Here is a 19,217-nt window from a genome sequence, read left to right on the forward strand (position 1 = left end):
CGGATTAGGCAAAGAGGCAGAGTCTAGCATTGGCACCCATCGGCTTTATTGACGGCGACCGTTGACGCTAGCAGTAGAATGCAGTCCCCGATCTCGCGGTCACACTGCACCTGACATGACATCCACCTGCCACTATCGCGTTCTGCCTTCACTGCTACTGGCACTGGCTGCAGGCAATGCCCTCGCCGCCCCCGCCCTTGAAGACAGCATCGCCCAGCGCGCTGTCGCCTGCATTGCTTGCCACAACATTGACGGCAAGCGCGGTGCCGATGGCTACTTCCCGCGCATCGCCGGCAAACCGGCCGGCTATCTGGCCAACCAGCTGATCAACTTTCGCGATGGCCGCCGCGCGTATCCGCAAATGATTTACATGGTCAGCAACCTGTCGGATGACTACCTGCACGAACTGGCCAATTATTTTTCCGCGCTGGAAGTGCCGTATCCGCCACCGCAACCGTTGACGGTATCGGCCAGCGTGGCTGCGCGCGGGCAGGCACTGGTGCAGCATGGCGATGCGACCCAAAACATCCCGGCCTGCATCGCCTGCCACGGCAGCGCATTGACCGGCGTGTCACCCGCCATCCCCGGCCTGGTGGGTTTGCCGCGCGATTATCTGGCTGCGCAATTCGGTGCCTGGCGCAACGGCACGCGCCATGCGGCAGCACCCGACTGCATGGGCAAGATTGCCGCGCAACTCAGCCCGGCTGACATCAACGCCGTCACGGCCTGGCTGTCGGCCCAACCGGTGCCAGCCGGTGCCAGACCTGCCACCTCGCTGCCTGCCCGCATGCCACTGACCTGCGGCAGCGTTTCACAATGACGAAGACCATGAAACAATTTCTGCGCATCGCCCTGTTCCTGTTGCTGGCGATCCCCGCCCTGCTGATCACGAAAGAATTCGTCCGCACTCCCGGTCAGGATGCCGTCGGCGTACCGATCACCGGTTCCGCCATCCAGGTCGCGCAAGGCAAGTATCTGGCGCTGGCGGGCAATTGCATGGGTTGCCACACCGTGCGCGGCGGCGCGCAGTATGCCGGCGGTCGGCCGATCGCCACCCCGTTCGGCACCATCTATTCCCCCAATCTGACCCAGGACAAAACCAGCGGCCTGGGCAACTGGTCGGCCGATGATTTCTGGCGGGCGCTGCACAACGGCAAATCGCCTGACGGCAGCTTTCTGTACCCGGCTTTTCCGTACACCAGTTACACCCGCATGACGCGGCCCGACAGCGATGCGATGTACGCCTACTTCAAGACGCTGGCACCGGTCGCGCAAGAGAACCTGCCGAACACGCTGCGCTTTCCATACAACCAGCGTCCACTGCTGGCGGCATGGCGAGTGCTGTATTTCACGCCGGGCACGCAAGAAGTCGATGCGAGCCAGACAGCCGTCTGGAATCGCGGTGCTTATCTGGTCGAGGGCCTCGGTCATTGCAGCGCCTGCCATGCCAGCCGCACCACGCTCGGTGGTAGCCGTGGCGGACTCGACGGTGGCCTGATCCCGGTGCTGGACTGGTATGCCCCGTCGCTGACATCGAGTAGCGAAGCCGGTCTCGGCGACTGGCAGCCATCCCACATCGTCGACTTGCTGCAAACCGGTATCTCGCCGCGTGGTGCCGTATTCGGCCCGATGGCTGAAGTGGTCGGGTCCAGCTTGCAGCATCTGTCCACACCGGACTTGCAGGCGATGGCCGGGTATCTGAAATCGCTGCCGCAAACCAGCGAAGCGGCCTTGCCTCCGGTGGTGCTCGATGAGCGCACACAACGGCTCGGCAGCAAGCTCTATGAACAGCATTGCGTCAACTGCCACCGCGCCGATGGCGGCGGCATCCCGCCGCACTATCCGCCTCTGGCCGGCAACCGCGCCATCACGATGGAGTCGGCCATCAATCCGATCCGCATCGTCCTCAACGGCGGTTTCCCGCCCAGCACCGGCGGCAATCCACGGCCGTATGGCATGCCGCCGTTTGCCGCCATCCTGAGCGATGCCGAAGTCGCTGCGGTGGTGTCATACACGCGTGCCACATGGGGCAATGCGCAACCACCCGTGACAGCCTTCGACGTCGCCCGCAACCGGGCGATTCCGGGCGACTGAAACGAGTCGGCTTTGCACCCCATGGCGTGATAATCTCTGCGTTTTCCGCCATTGGCTCCAGATGAATTCCTTGCCGCTTTCCGACGCCCTGCATGACATCCTGCAGGGCCCGTCCCGCCCCGACCTGATCCGTAATGAAGTGCTGGCCGATCTGTTTGAAGCCAGCGCCCAGCGCACACCCGACCAGATCGCGCTGATCTTCGACCAGCGCCAGCTGACCTACGCCGAACTCGACGCCGCCGCCGACCGCATTGCGGCCGGCCTGATCGCCAGCGGCGTCGGTGCCGGCCAGCTGGTCGGCCTGTGGCTGCCACGCGGGATCGACCTGCTGATCGCCCAGCTCGGCATCGCCAAGAGCGGTGCCGGCTGGTTGCCGTTCGATGCCGATACGCCCGTCGAGCGGATCGCGGTTTGCCTCGAGGATGCGAAAGCCACCGGCATCGTCAGCTGCCTGCACTTTGCGCCGCAACTGATGAGCGTCAGCTGTCCGGTCCGGACCATCGAAGGCCTGCTCGCCACCACCACCGATGCCCGTCGCAGCGACGTGCGGGCGCACGATCCGGCCTACGTGATTTACACGTCCGGCTCGACCGGCAAACCGAAGGGCATCGAGATCAGCCAGGCCGCAATCTGCCATTTTCTGCGCAGCGAAAACGCGGTGCTGGACGTGCGCGCCAGCGACCGCGTCTATCAGGGTTTTTCAGTCGCCTTCGATATGTCGTTTGAAGAAATCTGGATCAGCTATCTGGTCGGTGCCACGCTCTGGCTAGCCCCGAAAGAACTGGCTGCCGACCCCGAAGCCTTGCCGCTGGCGCTGGCCAACAATCAGGTCACGGTGCTGCATGCGGTGCCGACGCTGCTGGCCCTGTTCAGCCACGACGTCGACAGCCTGCGCCTGATCAACCTGGGTGGCGAAATGTGTCCGCAGACGCTGGTGGCACGCTGGGCCAAGCCCGGTCGCCAGCTGTTCAATACCTATGGCCCGACCGAAGCAACGGTCTCGGCCAGCCTGGCTGCACTGCACGCCGGCGAGCCGGTCACGATTGGCCGGCCGCTGCCCAACTACGGCCTGATGGTGATCGATCCCGATCCGGCCCGGACACTGACGCTGCTGCCACGCGGCGCACTGGGCGAGCTGGCCATCACCGGTCCCGGTGTGGCACTGGGCTATCTGGGCCGGCCCGACCTGACTGCTGAAAAATTCCTCACCAATCCATGGTCGACCGGCGAACAGGATCGCCGTCTGTACCGCACCGGCGACCTCGCCCGCATCGACGCGCACGGCAATGTCGATTGCCTTGGCCGCACCGATTCGCAAGTCAAGATCCGCGGCTTTCGGGTCGAGCTCGGCGAGATCGAAGCAGTGCTGGTCGAGCAGACCGGTGTCGGCACCGCCGCCGTGCTGCTGCGTCAGGAAGCCGGCATCGACCAGCTGGTAGCTTTCCTCGTCGCCGACGCGAGCACGGTGCCAACGCCAGCCACGCTGCGCGCCGCGCTGATGCAGGTGCTGCCACCGTACATGGTGCCGGGCCACTACGAAACCCTGCCCGAAATGCCGCGCCTGACCTCCGGCAAGATTGATCGCAACAGCCTCAAGGCGCGTGCGCTGACGTTTGTTGCGGTTGATGCAGCGGCGTCGGACGCGCCGCTGAACATGGCCGAAGAAGCGCTCTTCGGCGCGCTCGGCAAACTCTTTCCGGGCCAGCCAATCCGGCGCACGCTGGATTTCTTTAGCGACCTCGGCGGCCATTCGCTGTTTGCCGCGCGACTGGCCTCGGCCTTGCGCGCCGACCCGCGCTTTGCCCATGTGACCGTCAGCGACATCTACAAGAACCGGCTGATCGGACGCATCGCCGACGTGCTGGCCGAAGCGCCACCGGCGACAGTTGCACCCGACCTGAACTGGACGCCGCCGGCGGCCTGGCGACGCTGGTTGTGCGGTGCCGGACAAACCGCTGCCATCCCCGCACTGGTGGCCTTGCGCATGGCGCAATGGCTGGCACCCTTCTTTACTTACCACTATTTCACCGGCGATCCGGGGGACTCGCTACCGGTCGCGATCGCCGCTTCGGTGGGCGTTTTCATGCTGGCCACGCTGCTTGAATTCGGCTTTGCCATCGTCGCGCACCTGCTGCTGGTGCGCCGTCTGAAACCCGGCCGCTATCCGCTCTGGGGATTGACCTATTACCGCTGGTGGCTAGCCGACCGCGTGATCGAATCCGCGCCGACTTATCTGCTGAGCGGTTCGTCGCTCTACAACGGCTGGCTGCGGGCACTCGGCGCGCGTATCGGCAGCGATGTCGTGATCGGCTCGATGACGCTGCGTGCCCCGCACCTGCTGACCGTCGGTTCCGGCACCAGTATCGGCAACGCGACCAATTTTGAAAACGCCCGGGTCCAGCACGGCGAACTGCTCATCGGCGCGATCACGCTGGGCGAACACACCTGCGTCGGTTCGTATTCGATTTTGGAAGGCAATACCAGCATCGGCGATTACGGTCATCTCGATGCCCAGTCAGCCCTCAGCGATGGCATGGCGATCCCGGCCGGACGGAACTGGAGCGGTTCGCCCGCCAACGATACCGGCCCGTTCGACATGACCTCGAACCGGCCGCGTCCGCCCGTATCAAACTTGCGCCTGAGCTGCGAAGCGGTCTATTTCGTGTTCGGCGCGCTACTGATCACGACGCTGTTTTTCATGCCGGTATTCCCGAGTTTCATGCTGATCGACTGGCTCGATGACGCCGAGCGTTCGCCGTGGCTGCAAAGTTCCAACGAAGCCTTCCAGCTGACCAAGTACTTCATCATGGCCTGCCCCGCCGCCGCCGTGATGATCCTGTGTACCGCATTGTTGTCGGCCGGCATCCGCTGGGGTTTGCTACCGAAACTGCAGCCAGGTAGCTGGCCGGTACACAGCAATGTCTACTGCCGCAAATGGCTGGTCAACCAGATTCAGGAATCGAGCCTGCACGTGCTGCACGGCGTCTATGCGACCGTGTTCGCGCCAATCTGGTATCGGCTGCTCGGTGCCAAAGTCGGCCGCGATGCCGAAATCTCGACCGCACTCGGCGTGATCCCGGACATGCTCACGCTGGGTGATGAAACCTTCATCGCCGACGCCGTGCTGCTGGGCGACGAACAGATCGATGGCGGCTGGATGACGATGCAGCCAACGGTGATTTCAAAGCGCAGCTTCGTGGGCAATGCGGCCTACATCCCCGATGGAACGACCTTGCCCGAGAACGTGCTGATCGGCGTCTGTTCGCGTGCGCCGGAAAACCACCAGATGAAAGAAGGCGATACCTGGTTCGGCTCGCCACCGATCAATTTGCCGGCACGCGAGACCGTCAGCGGTTTCCCGGAAAACCTGACCTTCCATCCATCGCCACAACGCCGCCTGGCGCGTGGTCTGATCGAAGGCTTCCGCATCATTGCCCCGCACGCCATCGTCACTGCAGTCGGCTATACCGTCGTACTCGACCTGATGCCGCTGGCCGGCGCCGGGGTCTGGTGGCCGGTGTTGCGCAGCCTGGCATTGACCGGAATGGCGTATGGCGCTGGCAGTTTCCTGTTCGTGGCCCTGTTCAAATGGCTGCTGCTGGGGCGTTACGGCCAGCGCAGCGTACCCATGTGGACGCCCTTCGTGTGGCTGTCGGAAGCCGCCACCAACCTGTACGAAGGGGTCGCCGTACTGAACTTCATGAACTACCTGCGCGGCACGCCAATGCTGCCGTGGGCCTTGCGTCTGCTCGGTTGCAAGATTGGTCGCGGGGTCTACATGGATACCACCCAGATCACCGAATTCGATTGCGTGAGCATCGGCGACCACAGCGAAATCAATGCGCTGGCCTGTCCGCAAACCCATCTGTTTGAAGACCGCGTGATGAAGATCGACCATGTCATCATCGGCAAGCGCGTCTACATGGGGCCGCGCAGTCTGGTGCTGTACGGAGCGGTCGTCGGCGACGATGCGCGACTGGGTGCACTCACACTAGTGATGAAAGGCGAATTCATCCCGGCCGGATCAAGCTGGCGCGGCTGCCCTGCTGCCCCGGCAATCTTCTGAGATGACGCTGGCGGTACAGCACTGGCCAGGACCGCTGGTGATGCCGGCATCGGGCTTGCTGCTGATCGGTGTGCACACGCCGCAGGGCGAAGACCGTACCCAAGCGCGCTTGCTGGTGCGGCAGGCGCTGGGCGAGTTGGCTGCGCAGGCTAGCGTATCGATCTCGCATGCGCCCGGCTTCTCGGTCGCTGCGGTACATCGTCATGGTCCGGTCGGCATCGATCTGATGCGGTTAGAGGAAAAGCCGATACCGGACTGGGAAGCGGTGGCGCGGGACTATCTTGGCCCTGCTGCGACGGCGCGACTTGCCGGTTGTGGTGACGATCGCCGGGCGCACTGCTTTGCGCAGGAATGGACACGGCGTGAAGCGCAGCTCAAGCGGCACGGCTGCGGGCTGGTGGAATGGGCGGGCGCGCCGGTGATGCACGATGAAAGATGTTCCATGCTGATGCTGCCGGCGGGCTATGTCGGGGTAGTGGCTATCGGATAACGCCAACGAGCCTCGTGTCACACCCGATCAGGTTGTCCATGACCTCACAAAAGCGCGTGCTGCAAAACCTCTTTACCGACCATCTCTGCGCCGTCGGGCCCGCCGCCCGCCACTGCCCAGACCAATCCGGCAGACGACCCCGTGATATCCAGTCGCTGGTAAAAGCTGCCATTTAATTGGGTGCGCTCGATCAGATAATTTCGAAAGCGCAGGTAAAGTTCCGCATCCACGGTGAGGTCCTCGGCCTGCGGCCAGAAATCGTCCAGCGGTCCCTGATACGTCAGACCCGGCATATCATAGATCGCGTTGCCACAGACCTTCAGTGGCGTTCCATGCGACAACGCAGAAAGTCCCACGGTGCTATTGATCAGCACGACCCCACGGGCGTGTTCCAGCAAGGTCGGCAAATGCTGGTCATGGATGTAGCGCACGCGATTCGGTATGCCCAGCGCCTGGGCCAGTTCACTCACCAGTTGCGAGTAATCGTGATAGCCGCGCTCCAGCGGGTGTTGCTTGATTACCAGATCCGTACCAACAGGCCCGAAGCGGGCGAAAGACGACACCACGGTTTCGATAAAGGTGGGCACCGACCCGAAGCCGGAATGCACGTGCAATTGCGCGTCATTGTGGACCTGCAATGCGACCAGAAAATACTGCCCCGACAGCGTCGAGGACAACGCGGCCTGAACACCTTTTTCCTTGCGCGCAAAATAATGCTTGCGCCAGGTACCCCGCAGCCATGGCAAACATTCGCCCATGGTGAGCGGCCTATGGTGCTGATAATGGCGAAACCATGGACGCAACAGCACACTGGCCTGGTAGTACAACATCGCCCACATTGCGGCGTACCAGAAGGTGTTGCCGACATTGACTGTCGCCGCCACCTCGATTTTTGGCGTGTTCAGGTAAAAGACCGGGCTACGGGAAATCCGCGAATGCCCGTTGACGCCGAAGCGTTCCAGCGTGATGTAATCGGGCCGGACGTAGCCCTCTTCAAACACGCCGAGATCGATGCCACGCGCGACCACAATATCGTGTGCCGCGCTGTGCAGCGGACGACAGTCACCAAACAACAGCACCATGTCGATCTGGCGCTCGTCGAGTACCTGCTCGAAAAAGACCGGCCACGCCGCCCTCGTTCCCCTGAACGCGATGGCACCCACCTGGGAAAATAGCCAGTCGCCTCCGTTGAAATCTATCTTGGACACCTCGGCACCGGCTGCCGTCAGGTCCCGCGCGAGCCGCCTGAAAAACGGCCCGAGTGGTCCCTGCAACAGCAGGATGCGTCTACCTTTAAAACCGGCAAGGCCGTTGACAATCATCGTTTTCTCCCCGCTATACCCAACACACTGCGCAGTACACTGCGCAACACCTTGCGCCACAAAACCAGACCATCTCCAGTCGCCGCTCGCCAGGCCAGCAACGCATCAAGCGCTTGCTCCGGTGTGCACTTCTCTTCGCTTTTGCTGCGAGAGAGATACACCGGATACAGAATCAGCGCGCCTGCCACCAGGGCATCGAGGGTCAGCCGACGACAGCGGCGCGGTATCGGCAGCACATCCTCGGTCAATCCCCATCCCGCATAAAAAGGCAGTCCGTAACAAGTCACCCGTTTGCCACGCAACAGCGCCTCGAAGCCCGCCAGCGAGGTCAGCACATGGACTTGATCGACCGCCGCCAGCAGATCGGCCATCGCGACATGGACCACCACCTCGTCGCACCAGCGTCGGGCCTCGTCTTCGCCCTGACCTCTGGCACGCAAACCGGCCACGACATCAGGATGGGGTTTATAGACAACGTAAGCATCCGGATTGGCCGTCCTCACCGCCTGCAGCAACGCCATGTTGGTCGAGATTCCCGGCGCACCGAAGCGGATCGAGGCGTCCGCTTCAACTTGGCCCGGCACCAGGATGACGCGCCTGCCCGGTTGCGGACAGCGCCAGCTGCCTGATCCAACGTTGTATTTGGTCAGCCCGGTGTCGACGATCCGACGTCGCAAAGAGGTGGCACGCGCAAGCAGTTCGGCGCTGAACTCGGAATGTTGCAGGAGGAACTCCAGATCCGATGGCCGTGTCGCATCGTAATAAATCCCGCGTTGATCCATCACCCACGACACCGGCGCGATCAAATCTGCACCCAATCCTACCGAGCGCAAAAAACCATCTTCGATCCGGATTACGCGCACGTCCGGCACCAAGCCCGCCGGTAGCGGAGTACTACCCCACAGTAGCAAAGCACTACCCGCCGATACGGCGCTGCTGTTCCAGATAAAACGTACCTTCACGTCACCGACAAAGCGACGCACGATGGCGCGCTTCCTGAATGAAAACCCGAACGCAAAAACATGCGGCGGCAAGGCGCGCTCCAACTGACCACTCACCGCAGAAACGTCAGCAAAAGAAGGCGTCATCCCAATCGCTCCATCAAGCCTTCGACCAGCTGAAAATGCGCCGACCACGTCGGCGGCACAAACCGGGCGATCCGGTTTAACTGTGCCGTGCGCTCGGCAGAATCCGTGCGGGTATAGGCCTCGATACAGGCCATCCATCCGAGCGCATCCAGCGGGTCGCGGTAATCGGGGATGTCCCCGGCAATTTCGCGAAAGGCCGGCAAGTCACTCGCAATCACCGGCACCCCATGCGACAGCGCCTCGACCAGCGGCATGCCATACCCTTCGGCAAAAGACGGAAACAGCAACGCTTGCGCATGATGCAGATAGGTCGACAGATCGGCGTCGGAACAGGCCGGCAGTTCGGTCACGACATCGCGCAACAACTCGCACCGCTCGAGCAAATCCACCACGTTTTCGCATTCCCATCCACGCTGACCGATGACCACCAGCTTCGGCGCGTTGGCACCCATCTGCTCGACCAGGCGACGCCAGAGCTGCAACAGCAGCCAGTGATTCTTGCGCGGTTCGATCGTGCTCACGATGACAAAATAAGGTCCCGCCACAGGCCGCACCGGCGAAGGTGCCGCAAACACTGGCGCAGCAAGCAGCGCCACGACCGCGGGCGGCGTGGGCTGGTCCGTCTTTCGCGCAAAGTCCTTCAACGCGTCGAGCGTTGCCTGCGAATTGGCGATCACACCCTGCGCAAGACGCAGTACGTTATTCATCCGGATCTCATGCCTGGCCAGCTCGCCTGCCCGGCAATACTCCGGATGGCTGATCGGAATCAGGTCATGCACCAGAAACAAGGGGCGTACGCCCTGCCGACGCAATTGTTCCGGATACCCCGGTTGCTCCAATCCGCTATGGCCGGTGTTGAACAAAAAGGCACCCTGAAGGCGGTGGCCACGCTGGAATTTCAGGTATTCGCGGCCGACCAGCCACAGCATGATCCGGTTGACATCCGGAGAGGGAGCCAGCAATTGGCGGAACAACGCGCGCGATGCCTGCCGTGGCAGCACTAAAGTGCGTGCCCCGAGCCGCACCACGGCTTGCGCATGATCAAAAAAATGCCGGACGTACGCCAGACTGACACGGTCAACACCCGTCGGCAGCCGACCCTTCATCAATCGGCCTACCAGTCTGGTCACGTCAATGAATACCTCAGACATGACGTCTGCCTTCACAGTAGTGAATCGAAAGGCCTGGCGCGTTCACTTCACCGCGGCGCCGACACTGACGATCGGATAAACGACCGAAACAATGATATTCAAAAATTTCTGCAGTTCGGCCGCAGGCGCGTTGGAAACGTACAGCACATCCTTGTTCTGAACCGGAAAACTCTGTGCCACAAAGAACGTCGCCGGGTCTTTCAGATTGACCCGATAAATCACCGGTATTTTTCCTTCCGGCGTCATGGTCGGCGTCTTGCCACCGAGATCGAGCACACCGGGTGACTCGAACCGGAAAATGAATACGCCTTGTGCATCGGCACGGGAGTCCTGCAAACCGCCTGCCCGGGCCAGCGCCTGGGCCAGTGAAATACCCTGCGCTTCAAAGTTCAACTCTTCATTCTTGCCGGTCGCCCCCAGCACGGTGTAACTGAGCGGCTGAAACAGCGAGGTCACGACATCGCCTGGCTGCAACACGATGTTTTGCTTTGGGTCGCGGATGATGGTGTCGAGTGGCAAGGCCTGAACCTGATCACCACGGGTAATCTGCAAGGTCGTTTTGTTGACCGGCTGACGAACGCCGCCTGCTGCTGCCAGCGCATCAAGCAAACGCTCGCCGCGTGCGGTCAGCGGCACGCGGGTACTGGTGGTGACTTCGCCCACGACCGTCACGTTGGCCGTGTTGTTGCGGATCACCCGGACCAGCACTTGCGGCTGATTCGCCTTGCCTTTCAGGCGACGCACAATCTCGCCCTCGATCTGATGCGGACTGCGTCCCGCTGCCGGGATCTGCCCCGCAAAGGGCATATTGATGGCTCCGTCACTGTTGACCATCTGCTCCGGAAAAGCCGTCACCCGCGTAATCGCCGGTCCCGAGCGCGGGTCAATCGCCCCGCTGCCAAACAAGGCCGCAGGCGGCGCTTCCCAGATCGACACTTCAACCACATCGCCAGCACCGATGACATAGGCGGATTGGGCAGAAGTCCTGAACGTTTCAGAAAACAGGCTTTGCTTTTGACTGGCAAGCAACCTGCGAGCGACCGCATCGTTGACTTCGACGATCTGGATACCGGTCGTATCCTGCGTCCGGGAAGTATCCTGCACTTGCTCGAGGCTGGGGCCGGATGAGGGGAGCCAGTTGGGGTAGGTGGCGCAGCCAGTCAGCGCACTTGCTGCGAGCAGAGAGAGAAGTAAAGGGACAGCGCTGACAGCACGCTTCACAAGCCCGTACGATGTTGATTTCATGCTCTTGAGTTCCAGTGTTAAATACTTCATGCGGATTGCCGCTTTTGCGCATGGGCGCAAGCATCGACAAACTCGGTTTTCTGTTCGTTTCCGGCAGTAATCATTCATGCAAATCGGGCTACCTGTCCCGGCACCTCATCGATTAATCCCGTGCTATGCCGCGATACACCGCAATGGTGTGCGCCACACAACGATCCCACGACAACTCCCTGGCGACCGCCAGACCCAGCGTGATGGCAGTCGCACGCCACAACGCATCACCCAGACTCTGGTAAATACAGGCAGCCAGTGCATCAATGTCGTCGGGATCCATCAGTAATGCCGCGCCTTGCGTCACTTCCGGCAACGACGTCCGGTTCGATGTCACGACCGGCACGCCGGATGCCATCGCCTCAAGGACCGGCAAACCAAAACCCTCATAAATCGACGGATAAATAAACGTCGCGGCACCCGCGTACAAGGCGGGCAGATCCGCTTCCGGCACGAAGCCGAGGTAATGCAGCCAACCTTGCGCGGACAGGCGATCGATCTCCTGATGCAGTGCCTCGCTCAACCAGCCGGCACCGCCCACCAGAACCAATGGGGTTTGCTGCCGCAGCGATGGCGGCAGACATTGATACGCCTGCAATAAATTTCCTATCTTTTTGCGCGGCTCCAGCGTCGACACGCACAAGGCATAGCCACCATGAACCAGACCATATTTGCGCAGACACAGCGCCGTCGCCTCTGCCGATGCAGGTGCAAATGTTGAACACACTCCCAGCGGCACCGCAGTGATGCGTGCAGCCGGCCACCCCAGAAAGTCAATGACTTCCAGGCGGGTCGCTTCCGAATCCGTAATCAGATGTCTTGCACGGGAAACGGAGGCCGTAAAGTCGCGCTCGAATTGCCTGATACGGGCGACCGGATGCGTCTCCGGAAATTTGAAGACCGACAAGTCATGCACTGTTGCCACGCCAATGTCGGTACAGGGCGGCAGGAAATAGTTCGGTCCATGGAATACGTACCCACGGCAGTCACGCGTCAACATGTGCTCGTTGAACCAGCGCGGCGTCTTGATCCGGAGTCGCCGTTTTTTTTGATGCGGTCCGGACGTGGTTGCTGGCGCTTGCAACAAGAGTCCGGGGTCCTTCACCCAATGGCCTTGCCGGTAATAGCGCACGTCACCAGTACCAAGATGCAGCGGCAGGCGCGATGCCAGTTCCCAGGCATACCGTCCGATACCGGTCAAGACCGGTGCCAACGCCTCCACTGCCAGGGTGATTTTCAGACATCCGCCTGAATCATCCAGCGCAGCGTCTCAAGCAACGGTATGTCCGGCACAACACCCACCGCTGCCTCCAGCCGGGCACGGCTGCCACTCAATGTTTTCACCTCGTTGGCGCGAACAAATGCCGGATTCACGCGGACCTCAACATCGTAGCCCGCCAATATCCGCACCATCGCCAGAACCTCGTCGAGCGTATGGGCCTGACCGGAGCAGACATTGAAGGTATTGCCGATCGCAGCTGGGGTTTCCAGCAGCCGGCGGTAATACTGCACCACCGTACGCACATCGGAAAAATCCCGTGCCACATGCAAATTGCCCAGCTCGATCACTGGCGCACGTCGGCGCACATGGTTGATAATTTTAGGCAGCAAAAAACTCTCGGACTGCCCGACGCCCGTATAGTTAAACGGCCGCACCAGCATCAGCGGCAAGCGCTCCTGATACAGTTTGGCCATGTACTCCATGGCCAGTTTGCTCACGGCGTAATCGTTGGCCGGTGCCGGCGGCGTGGTTTCATCGAGCACGCCGCCAGTGGCGTTGCCGTACACATTGGCGCTACTGGCCACCAGCACTGCCTGCACAGCGTTGGCCTCCTGGCTCAATGCCTCCAGCAGATTGCGCGATCCGATCAGGTTGGTGCGATAGATCGCCTCTGCATCTCCGTGCGCAACGAAGGCGATCGCCGCCAGATGCGCGACCACGTCAGGCTGCACCTCCGTCACGATACGGGCGAGGGCGGCACGATCACCGAGGTCACCGACATAGACCTGTGTTACCCCGGGAATCGGCACGCTCACGGGATGATGCGCCAGGCCGGATACGTCGTACCCCGCACCAAGCAACTCAGCGGCCATATAACGCCCGGTAAATCCGTCAATACCGGTAATGAATGCTTTCAACATGGTTAATCTCTTAAAAATTCTATCGATCAATTGACTTGTTAGGGATCATGCCGCGGGCGCGTAACAGCGCTATCACCGCGTCAATGGACTCCGCCAGCTGCATGCGGCCCGTATCCACAACGAGTTCCGGAACGGACGGTTCTTCGTAGGGCGACGACACCCCAGTGAAATGCTTCAATTCACCGGCGCGCGCCAGCTTGTACAAGCCCTTGACATCTCTTTCTTCACAAATAGCCAGCGAACAACGGCAATAGATTTCCAGAAAATCACCATGCGGAAAAATTGACCGTGCCCGCGCGCGATCCGCTGCAAAAGGCGAGATGAAGGCAGCCAGCGTAATGACGCCCGACTCCAGAAATAATTTGGCGACCTCCGCAACCCGCCGCACGTTTTCAACGCGATCCTGCGCGGAAAATCCGAGATCCGCGCACAGCCCGTGGCGAACATTGTCGCCATCGAGCACAAAGGTCTGCCGACCCAGTTGATACAAGCGGTTTTCCACCGCATGGGCCAGCGTGGATTTGCCGGAACCGGACAATCCCGTGAACCACAACAGCACGCTCTTGTGCTCGTTGGACGTCTCGCGCATGGTTCTGCTGACGGTTGAGTGGTGCCAGATTACGTTGGTTGGTTTATTCATCTGCAATCCTTATTTCGACTGCCAGCTTCGCAGCCTCGAAACCCTTATCCTCAAACCACCCCACAAACTCCTGTACTAACGTCAAAATCAGGAAGTACATTCCAGCCATAAGCGGAACTTTGACAAGCATCGTGGCATCGACCGAATTCCCCCGTGCAATGCCGCTGGGGGGCAAAGGAGTGCGTAGACCATCAAAAACCAGCATTTCGCCTGATTCGTGTAGCCAGTGATAAGAAAAGCTAACCGGACGTGACCTGTCGCCTACCCAATCCTCGTCACTGGAATTGACAATCCTCACATGTACATTTACTTCCCCTCCAGAAATCATGGAAGTAACTGCTGACACAACGCTTATACGGCCCTTAGGTTGGTTCACCACCGCATCCCGCGTTGCAGGACTAATCAAAAATAGACTGAGGTCAGCCGGTAAATAGGAATAGCCCGCAAATGATTTTTCAACCGGACGAGAAACCTGAAATTCGCACATGACGTCCCGCCACGCCAACTCCGTCAACCCTTCCGGCAAAAGCTCTGCAAAAGCAAACCCCGCTGTGTATTTTCCGGCATGCAGATCGGCAACCAGATGGTGGCTAACCCGGTACGACCCGCTTGATAACGACCGATGGGACTGACCTAGCAAGGTACTGTTAATACCAAATGCCCATTGCCGGTCACTGTCAAAGATATGGATGCCCATCTCCAGCTCAGCCACTTCTCGCGCCAGGAAAAAATCGACATCGAACGTCATCAACTGTCCGTGGCGAATCTCAACGCCCTCACGCAGCGCCACCTTGAAAATGGTCAAATCCGGGCTACTGAAGACCAGATCAGCAACCGGTTCGCTCTTCTTCCACATTGACATTGCCAGCGGCGGAACCTGAATAGCATCAGCAGATATGGTCGATGCTTTCCACGCCAGCACTTCGGCAAACAAGCGAATATCCAGCTGGTTTAGCGCCACGATTCGTTCCCGCAATAACGGCAATATCTGGTCGACTTGGGGACGTTGTACCGTGACATTGATGCGCGAAATCGCCTGCGGAGCTGGCAGCCCGATCAGCGCTGCCACATCAGCAAGAAACCGCGGCATATCTTCATACATGCCCACGACGTCATATTGGCGAATCGCTGCGAGCGCGTTGGCAATTTTCTCGTCATCGGTTTCCTGACCGTTACCGTTGATGCGGCAAAAATGATTCACATAACAGTTTGAAATATTGCTGAGTAGCGCAGTACCAATCTCCTCGCCGTTACTTTCCAGATAACGTATCGACGGAACTCTTAATTCCGGAGACTGTGCTTCGTCATGATTGTTGATCACAAAATACAGCCATGAAACAACCCTATCCACAGGATCACGAAAAAACGTCATGTACTGATAGCGCGGATCAAGACCTTCGCCTGCATGAAAGTGAACATGTCCAGAAATAATTGAATATAGCCCGCCGTAGTGCCGGATTAAATCACGGTGCTTGCCCGCCAAGTTAGTGCTGACGCAACCCGCTCCCAATTCGTCCATCAACCAGGCATTGATCGCCATGTCAGCAGTTTTTGGCAGGTGATCAAAAATCACCCGTCCGGGGAATACCTTATTTGAAGTGAGTGCCGTCATGAAGCTATACGTTAATTAGAATGAAAACCCGGCGTGATTACGGCGAATATCGGCATCCACCATCATCTGGCAGAGTTCCTCCAGCGTGGTCCGGGGTTGCCAGCCTAGTTCGTTTCTGGCTTTTTCAGGATTGCCGATTAACAGCTCAACTTCAGCAGGACGGTAGAACTTCGGATTCACTTGTACCAGTGTCTTGCCCGTCTTGCGATCCATCGCGATTTCATTCTCTGCAGTACCTTCCCATACCAGCTCAAACCCTGCCGCCTTGGCTGCCATGGTGACAAAGTCACGCACGGTTTCGGTTCGGTTGGTTGCCAATACATAGGTATCAGGCTTGTCGGCCTGCAACATGCACCACATGCCCTCGACATATTCCTTGGCAAAGCCCCAGTCGCGCTTGGCGTCGATATTACCCAGTTCAAGTACATCGAGCTGGCCCAGAGTAATCTTGGCCATGCTATCGGTAATCTTGCGGGTAACAAACTCGCGTCCGCGCAACGGGGATTCGTGATTGAACAAAATTCCGCTGCTGGCAAACAGGTTGTAAGACTCGCGATAATTGATCGTCATCCAGTGCGCATACAGCTTGGCTACACCATAGGGACTGCGCGGATAAAAAGGGGTCGATTCAATTTGCGGTACCGCCTGCACCTTGCCGAACATTTCGGACGTGCTGGCCTGATAAAAACGGATACCAGGATTGACGATCCGGATCGCCTCCAACAGATTCACCGGACCGAGGCCGGTAATTTCTGCCGTGGTGATCGGCTGGTCGAATGACACACCTACAAAGCTCTGGGCAGCGAGGTTATACACCTCGGTCGCGCCAGTAGTCTGCAGCAAGCGGATGCTTGAGCTGAGATCCGTCAGGTCGTATTCCACCAGGTGCAGATTAGGGTGTTTGGCTACGCCCAATTCTTCGATGCGCCAGAAGTTGACTGAACTGGTTCGGCGGTAGGTGCCGTAAACTTTATAACCCTTGCCCAACAAAAGCTCTGCTAAATATGCACCGTCTTGGCCGGTAATACCGGTAATAATTGTTGTTTTCATTTTTTACTCGCAATTAAGCAAATCGGATAAATTTTAAAGCGTTATCTGACTAATATCCTGTACAAGATATAAAGTCTTTTTTTCTTACTTTTTTATGATGAGTTATTAGTAAGTTTGATGACGTATTTTTTAATTAATTAATTAAAGTTTTATGATTTTATTTTTATGGTTAACATACAAAATTCAATCTTTTACACACAAGCACAGCGTTGATTGGCACAAAAAATTGGCTATGATATTAATAAACTGGCACAAATATATTTGTGCAATCTTCAAATAACATGGTCTTAAAAATTTTTTATTTCATGGCTTAACTATCGATCAATTTTGAGCATAAAGCCTCGTATATTATCAAATACGTTCGATCGTAACTAAACTCAGCTGCTCTTTGTTTCGCATTTATCAATAAACCTTCAATATTTTCAGTATATTGATCTAAAATAAATTTGGAAAAAGCTTGATCAAGTGATTCTACTGAATAAGGATCAAAATAATATCCTGTGTCACCTAAAACTTCAGGAATTGAGGTTGAGCAACTTGCAATAACAGGAACACCCAGTTCCATCGCCTCAAGTACGGGCAATCCAAATCCCTCAAAAATTGAAGGATAAAATATGGCGCGTGCCCCTACGATCAGAGTAGCTTTTAGTGCTTCATCGACGTAACCGAGATGCAATATGCGCCCAGATTCCATTTCGCTCGATAGATCATATTTTTTCACTGAATCAGAAAAAGAAGGCCCCCATCCTTGTCCACCAGCGAAAATAAATTTGAATTTTTTTAGTAAATCGGGATTTTTCTTTAGCCACTCAAAAATAATGGCGATATTTTTTCTAGGCTCGATAGTACCCAACATAAGAAAATAGGGTTCAACTTCACGACCACCAATTTTTTCTCGTGCGATAACAGCCATTTCTTTATCCACATTATGACCAAGTAATGCAGTAACTATTTTAGTTTTCGGCACATTAAAAAGCCAATTTAAATCGTTTGCAGTAGACTCTGAAATACAAAAAAATAATTCCGTAGTAGCTATTTGCTCTATTAATCCTTCTAAATGGTAATTAACGGTATCTTGGGTATGACATTCCTGTGTAAGCAGAAAAGAGAAATCATAAAATAATTGACTATCTTTATGAAATATTTTTCTACTTGGTTTTCGGTGAAGAAAAAGACCATATGAATCACAACCATCAATTTGGCCATTTTCATCAACCATGATTTCATTAAAAATATTGTCAATTTTAAAAGCCGCCTGAAGTTCAGCGCCGCTTCTATTTTGCAAACATTTTTCTATTAATTCAACATTGACAATTTTTAAAAAAACACTAAATTTTATATTAAAATCAGATGCAATATCATTCAGGAATCTTTTTGCCAACTCATAAACAACATTTGATATACCAGTATAATTAATTTCCCATAACGGGCTTACATCTACTATTAATAATGGCTTACCTTTTTTTTCTATCTGACTTTCTTTCATATTTATACCCCTCCAATTGCATTTAATTTATTGACAAATGCTGACAGGCTGTATTTAGCATCAACATCAATTTTTGCTTGACTAGAAAGGGATTGATACGCTTCCTTAGAAAGAGAAGATGCAACAATTAATGCATCAACTATAGACAAAAGTATGGGAGGAAAATGTGTCGTGACGAGTTGGCCATGCAAAAAATGGTAAGTACCATTGGTTACGGCCCGCTCACTCTCAATAATTACAGAATTTGTCTCATTGATATAGTCAGCCATTGCTGTGGCTCGCGAGGATACAGGTACCACGCCTTGGGCCATAGCCTCTATAAGAGGGAGATTAAGGCCTTCAGTAGAGGAAGTGCAAAGATAATAATTAGCTGTCTCCATGATTTTAATTACTTGATGATCACTTAGCTTCTCTCCAATAAAAATGATACGATCACATTGGCCCTCAATTTTAAATAACTTTTTTAAAATATCTTGTATTGTACCTAAAGTTGTATGAATATTATCAATGACTAATTTTATAATCAAGATCATGTTAATGTTTTTTTCTAAAGCCAACATAAACGCAGGGAGCATAAGTTGCACTTGTTTGCGATAATCATATGGATTGAAAATAGAAAAAAATACAACACTATCGTCATATATTTGTAAAACATCACCTAATTTTTTGACATCACTCATAGATGGATCACGAGTCGTATTAAGTGCTAAGGTATTAAGATCAAATATAGATTGGCTATCAATTGGTTTAGAAATGATGACCGGTGGTGGCATTGTAATTGCGGTATGAATACCATGTGAT

The 19,217-nt window shown here is 56.5% G+C and carries 15 protein-coding genes; 4 read left to right on the forward strand and 11 right to left on the reverse strand.

All coding sequences use genetic code 11. From position 1 onward, the window contains the following. The first annotated feature begins 115 nt into the window (after positions 1-115). From QN370_RS08955 to QN370_RS08970, 4 genes are all read left to right on the forward strand, one after another. A complete protein-coding gene (locus QN370_RS08955; RefSeq protein WP_322126678.1) occupies positions 116-820 on the forward strand; it encodes a c-type cytochrome in 705 nt (234 codons plus the stop codon). 8 nt (positions 821-828) lie between these two features. Beyond that, positions 829-2,094 carry a cytochrome c gene (locus QN370_RS08960; protein WP_322126677.1) on the forward strand — a complete coding sequence of 422 codons (1,266 nt, stop codon included), beginning with the start codon at positions 829-831 and terminating at the stop codon, positions 2,092-2,094. A 61-nt stretch (positions 2,095-2,155) separates the two neighbouring features. Beyond that, complete coding sequence (locus QN370_RS08965; RefSeq protein ID WP_322126676.1) at positions 2,156-6,160, forward strand: Pls/PosA family non-ribosomal peptide synthetase; 4,005 nt, start codon at positions 2,156-2,158, stop codon at positions 6,158-6,160. Position 6,161: 1 nt separating this feature from the next. Further along, a complete protein-coding gene (locus QN370_RS08970) occupies positions 6,162-6,650 on the forward strand; it encodes a 4'-phosphopantetheinyl transferase family protein (RefSeq protein ID WP_322126675.1) in 489 nt (162 codons plus the stop codon). A 44-nt stretch (positions 6,651-6,694) separates the two neighbouring features. Here the strand turns inward: QN370_RS08970 and QN370_RS08975 are convergent, their stop codons facing one another. From QN370_RS08975 to QN370_RS09025, 11 genes are all read right to left on the reverse strand, one after another. Further along, complete coding sequence (locus tag QN370_RS08975) at positions 6,695-7,972, reverse strand: capsular biosynthesis protein (protein ID WP_322126674.1); 1,278 nt, start codon at positions 7,970-7,972, stop codon at positions 6,695-6,697. Next, complete coding sequence (locus tag QN370_RS08980) at positions 7,969-9,060, reverse strand: beta-3-deoxy-D-manno-oct-2-ulosonic acid transferase (RefSeq protein ID WP_322126673.1); 1,092 nt, start codon at positions 9,058-9,060, stop codon at positions 7,969-7,971. The genes QN370_RS08975 and QN370_RS08980 overlap by 4 nt, the downstream gene beginning before the upstream one ends. Continuing rightward, entirely contained in the window at positions 9,057-10,211 is a 1,155-nt protein-coding gene (locus QN370_RS08985; RefSeq protein WP_322126672.1) for a glycosyltransferase family 1 protein, read from the reverse strand. The genes QN370_RS08980 and QN370_RS08985 overlap by 4 nt, the downstream gene beginning before the upstream one ends. 42 nt (positions 10,212-10,253) lie before the next feature. Beyond that, positions 10,254-11,432 carry a polysaccharide biosynthesis/export family protein gene (locus tag QN370_RS08990; protein ID WP_416172133.1) on the reverse strand — a complete coding sequence of 393 codons (1,179 nt, stop codon included), beginning with the start codon at positions 11,430-11,432 and terminating at the stop codon, positions 10,254-10,256. 166 nt (positions 11,433-11,598) lie between these two features. Continuing rightward, complete coding sequence (locus tag QN370_RS08995; RefSeq protein WP_322127224.1) at positions 11,599-12,726, reverse strand: glycosyltransferase family 1 protein; 1,128 nt, start codon at positions 12,724-12,726, stop codon at positions 11,599-11,601. Beyond that, positions 12,723-13,628, reverse strand: a complete 906-nt coding sequence (locus QN370_RS09000) for a GDP-mannose 4,6-dehydratase (protein WP_322126671.1) — start codon at positions 13,626-13,628, stop codon at positions 12,723-12,725. The genes QN370_RS08995 and QN370_RS09000 overlap by 4 nt, the downstream gene beginning before the upstream one ends. A 19-nt stretch (positions 13,629-13,647) precedes the next feature. Beyond that, positions 13,648-14,268, reverse strand: a complete 621-nt coding sequence (cysC, locus tag QN370_RS09005; RefSeq protein ID WP_322126670.1) for an adenylyl-sulfate kinase — start codon at positions 14,266-14,268, stop codon at positions 13,648-13,650. Next, complete coding sequence (locus tag QN370_RS09010; RefSeq protein WP_322126669.1) at positions 14,261-15,880, reverse strand: Wzt carbohydrate-binding domain-containing protein; 1,620 nt, start codon at positions 15,878-15,880, stop codon at positions 14,261-14,263. Before QN370_RS09010 ends, cysC begins: the two co-directional genes overlap by 8 nt. A 15-nt stretch (positions 15,881-15,895) precedes the next feature. Then, complete coding sequence (gene gmd / locus QN370_RS09015) at positions 15,896-16,930, reverse strand: GDP-mannose 4,6-dehydratase (protein ID WP_322126668.1); 1,035 nt, start codon at positions 16,928-16,930, stop codon at positions 15,896-15,898. A gap of 310 nt (positions 16,931-17,240) precedes the next feature. Further along, positions 17,241-18,416 carry a glycosyltransferase family 1 protein gene (locus tag QN370_RS09020; RefSeq protein ID WP_322126667.1) on the reverse strand — a complete coding sequence of 392 codons (1,176 nt, stop codon included), beginning with the start codon at positions 18,414-18,416 and terminating at the stop codon, positions 17,241-17,243. A gap of 2 nt (positions 18,417-18,418) precedes the next feature. Next, positions 18,419-19,217, reverse strand: a 799-nt coding sequence (locus tag QN370_RS09025) for a glycosyltransferase (RefSeq protein ID WP_323581709.1), incomplete at its 5' end; no start/stop codon positions are given.

The organism is Actimicrobium sp. CCI2.3, from assembly GCF_035019065.1.
In the GTDB taxonomy this organism is placed as follows: domain Bacteria; phylum Pseudomonadota; class Gammaproteobacteria; order Burkholderiales; family Burkholderiaceae_D; genus Actimicrobium.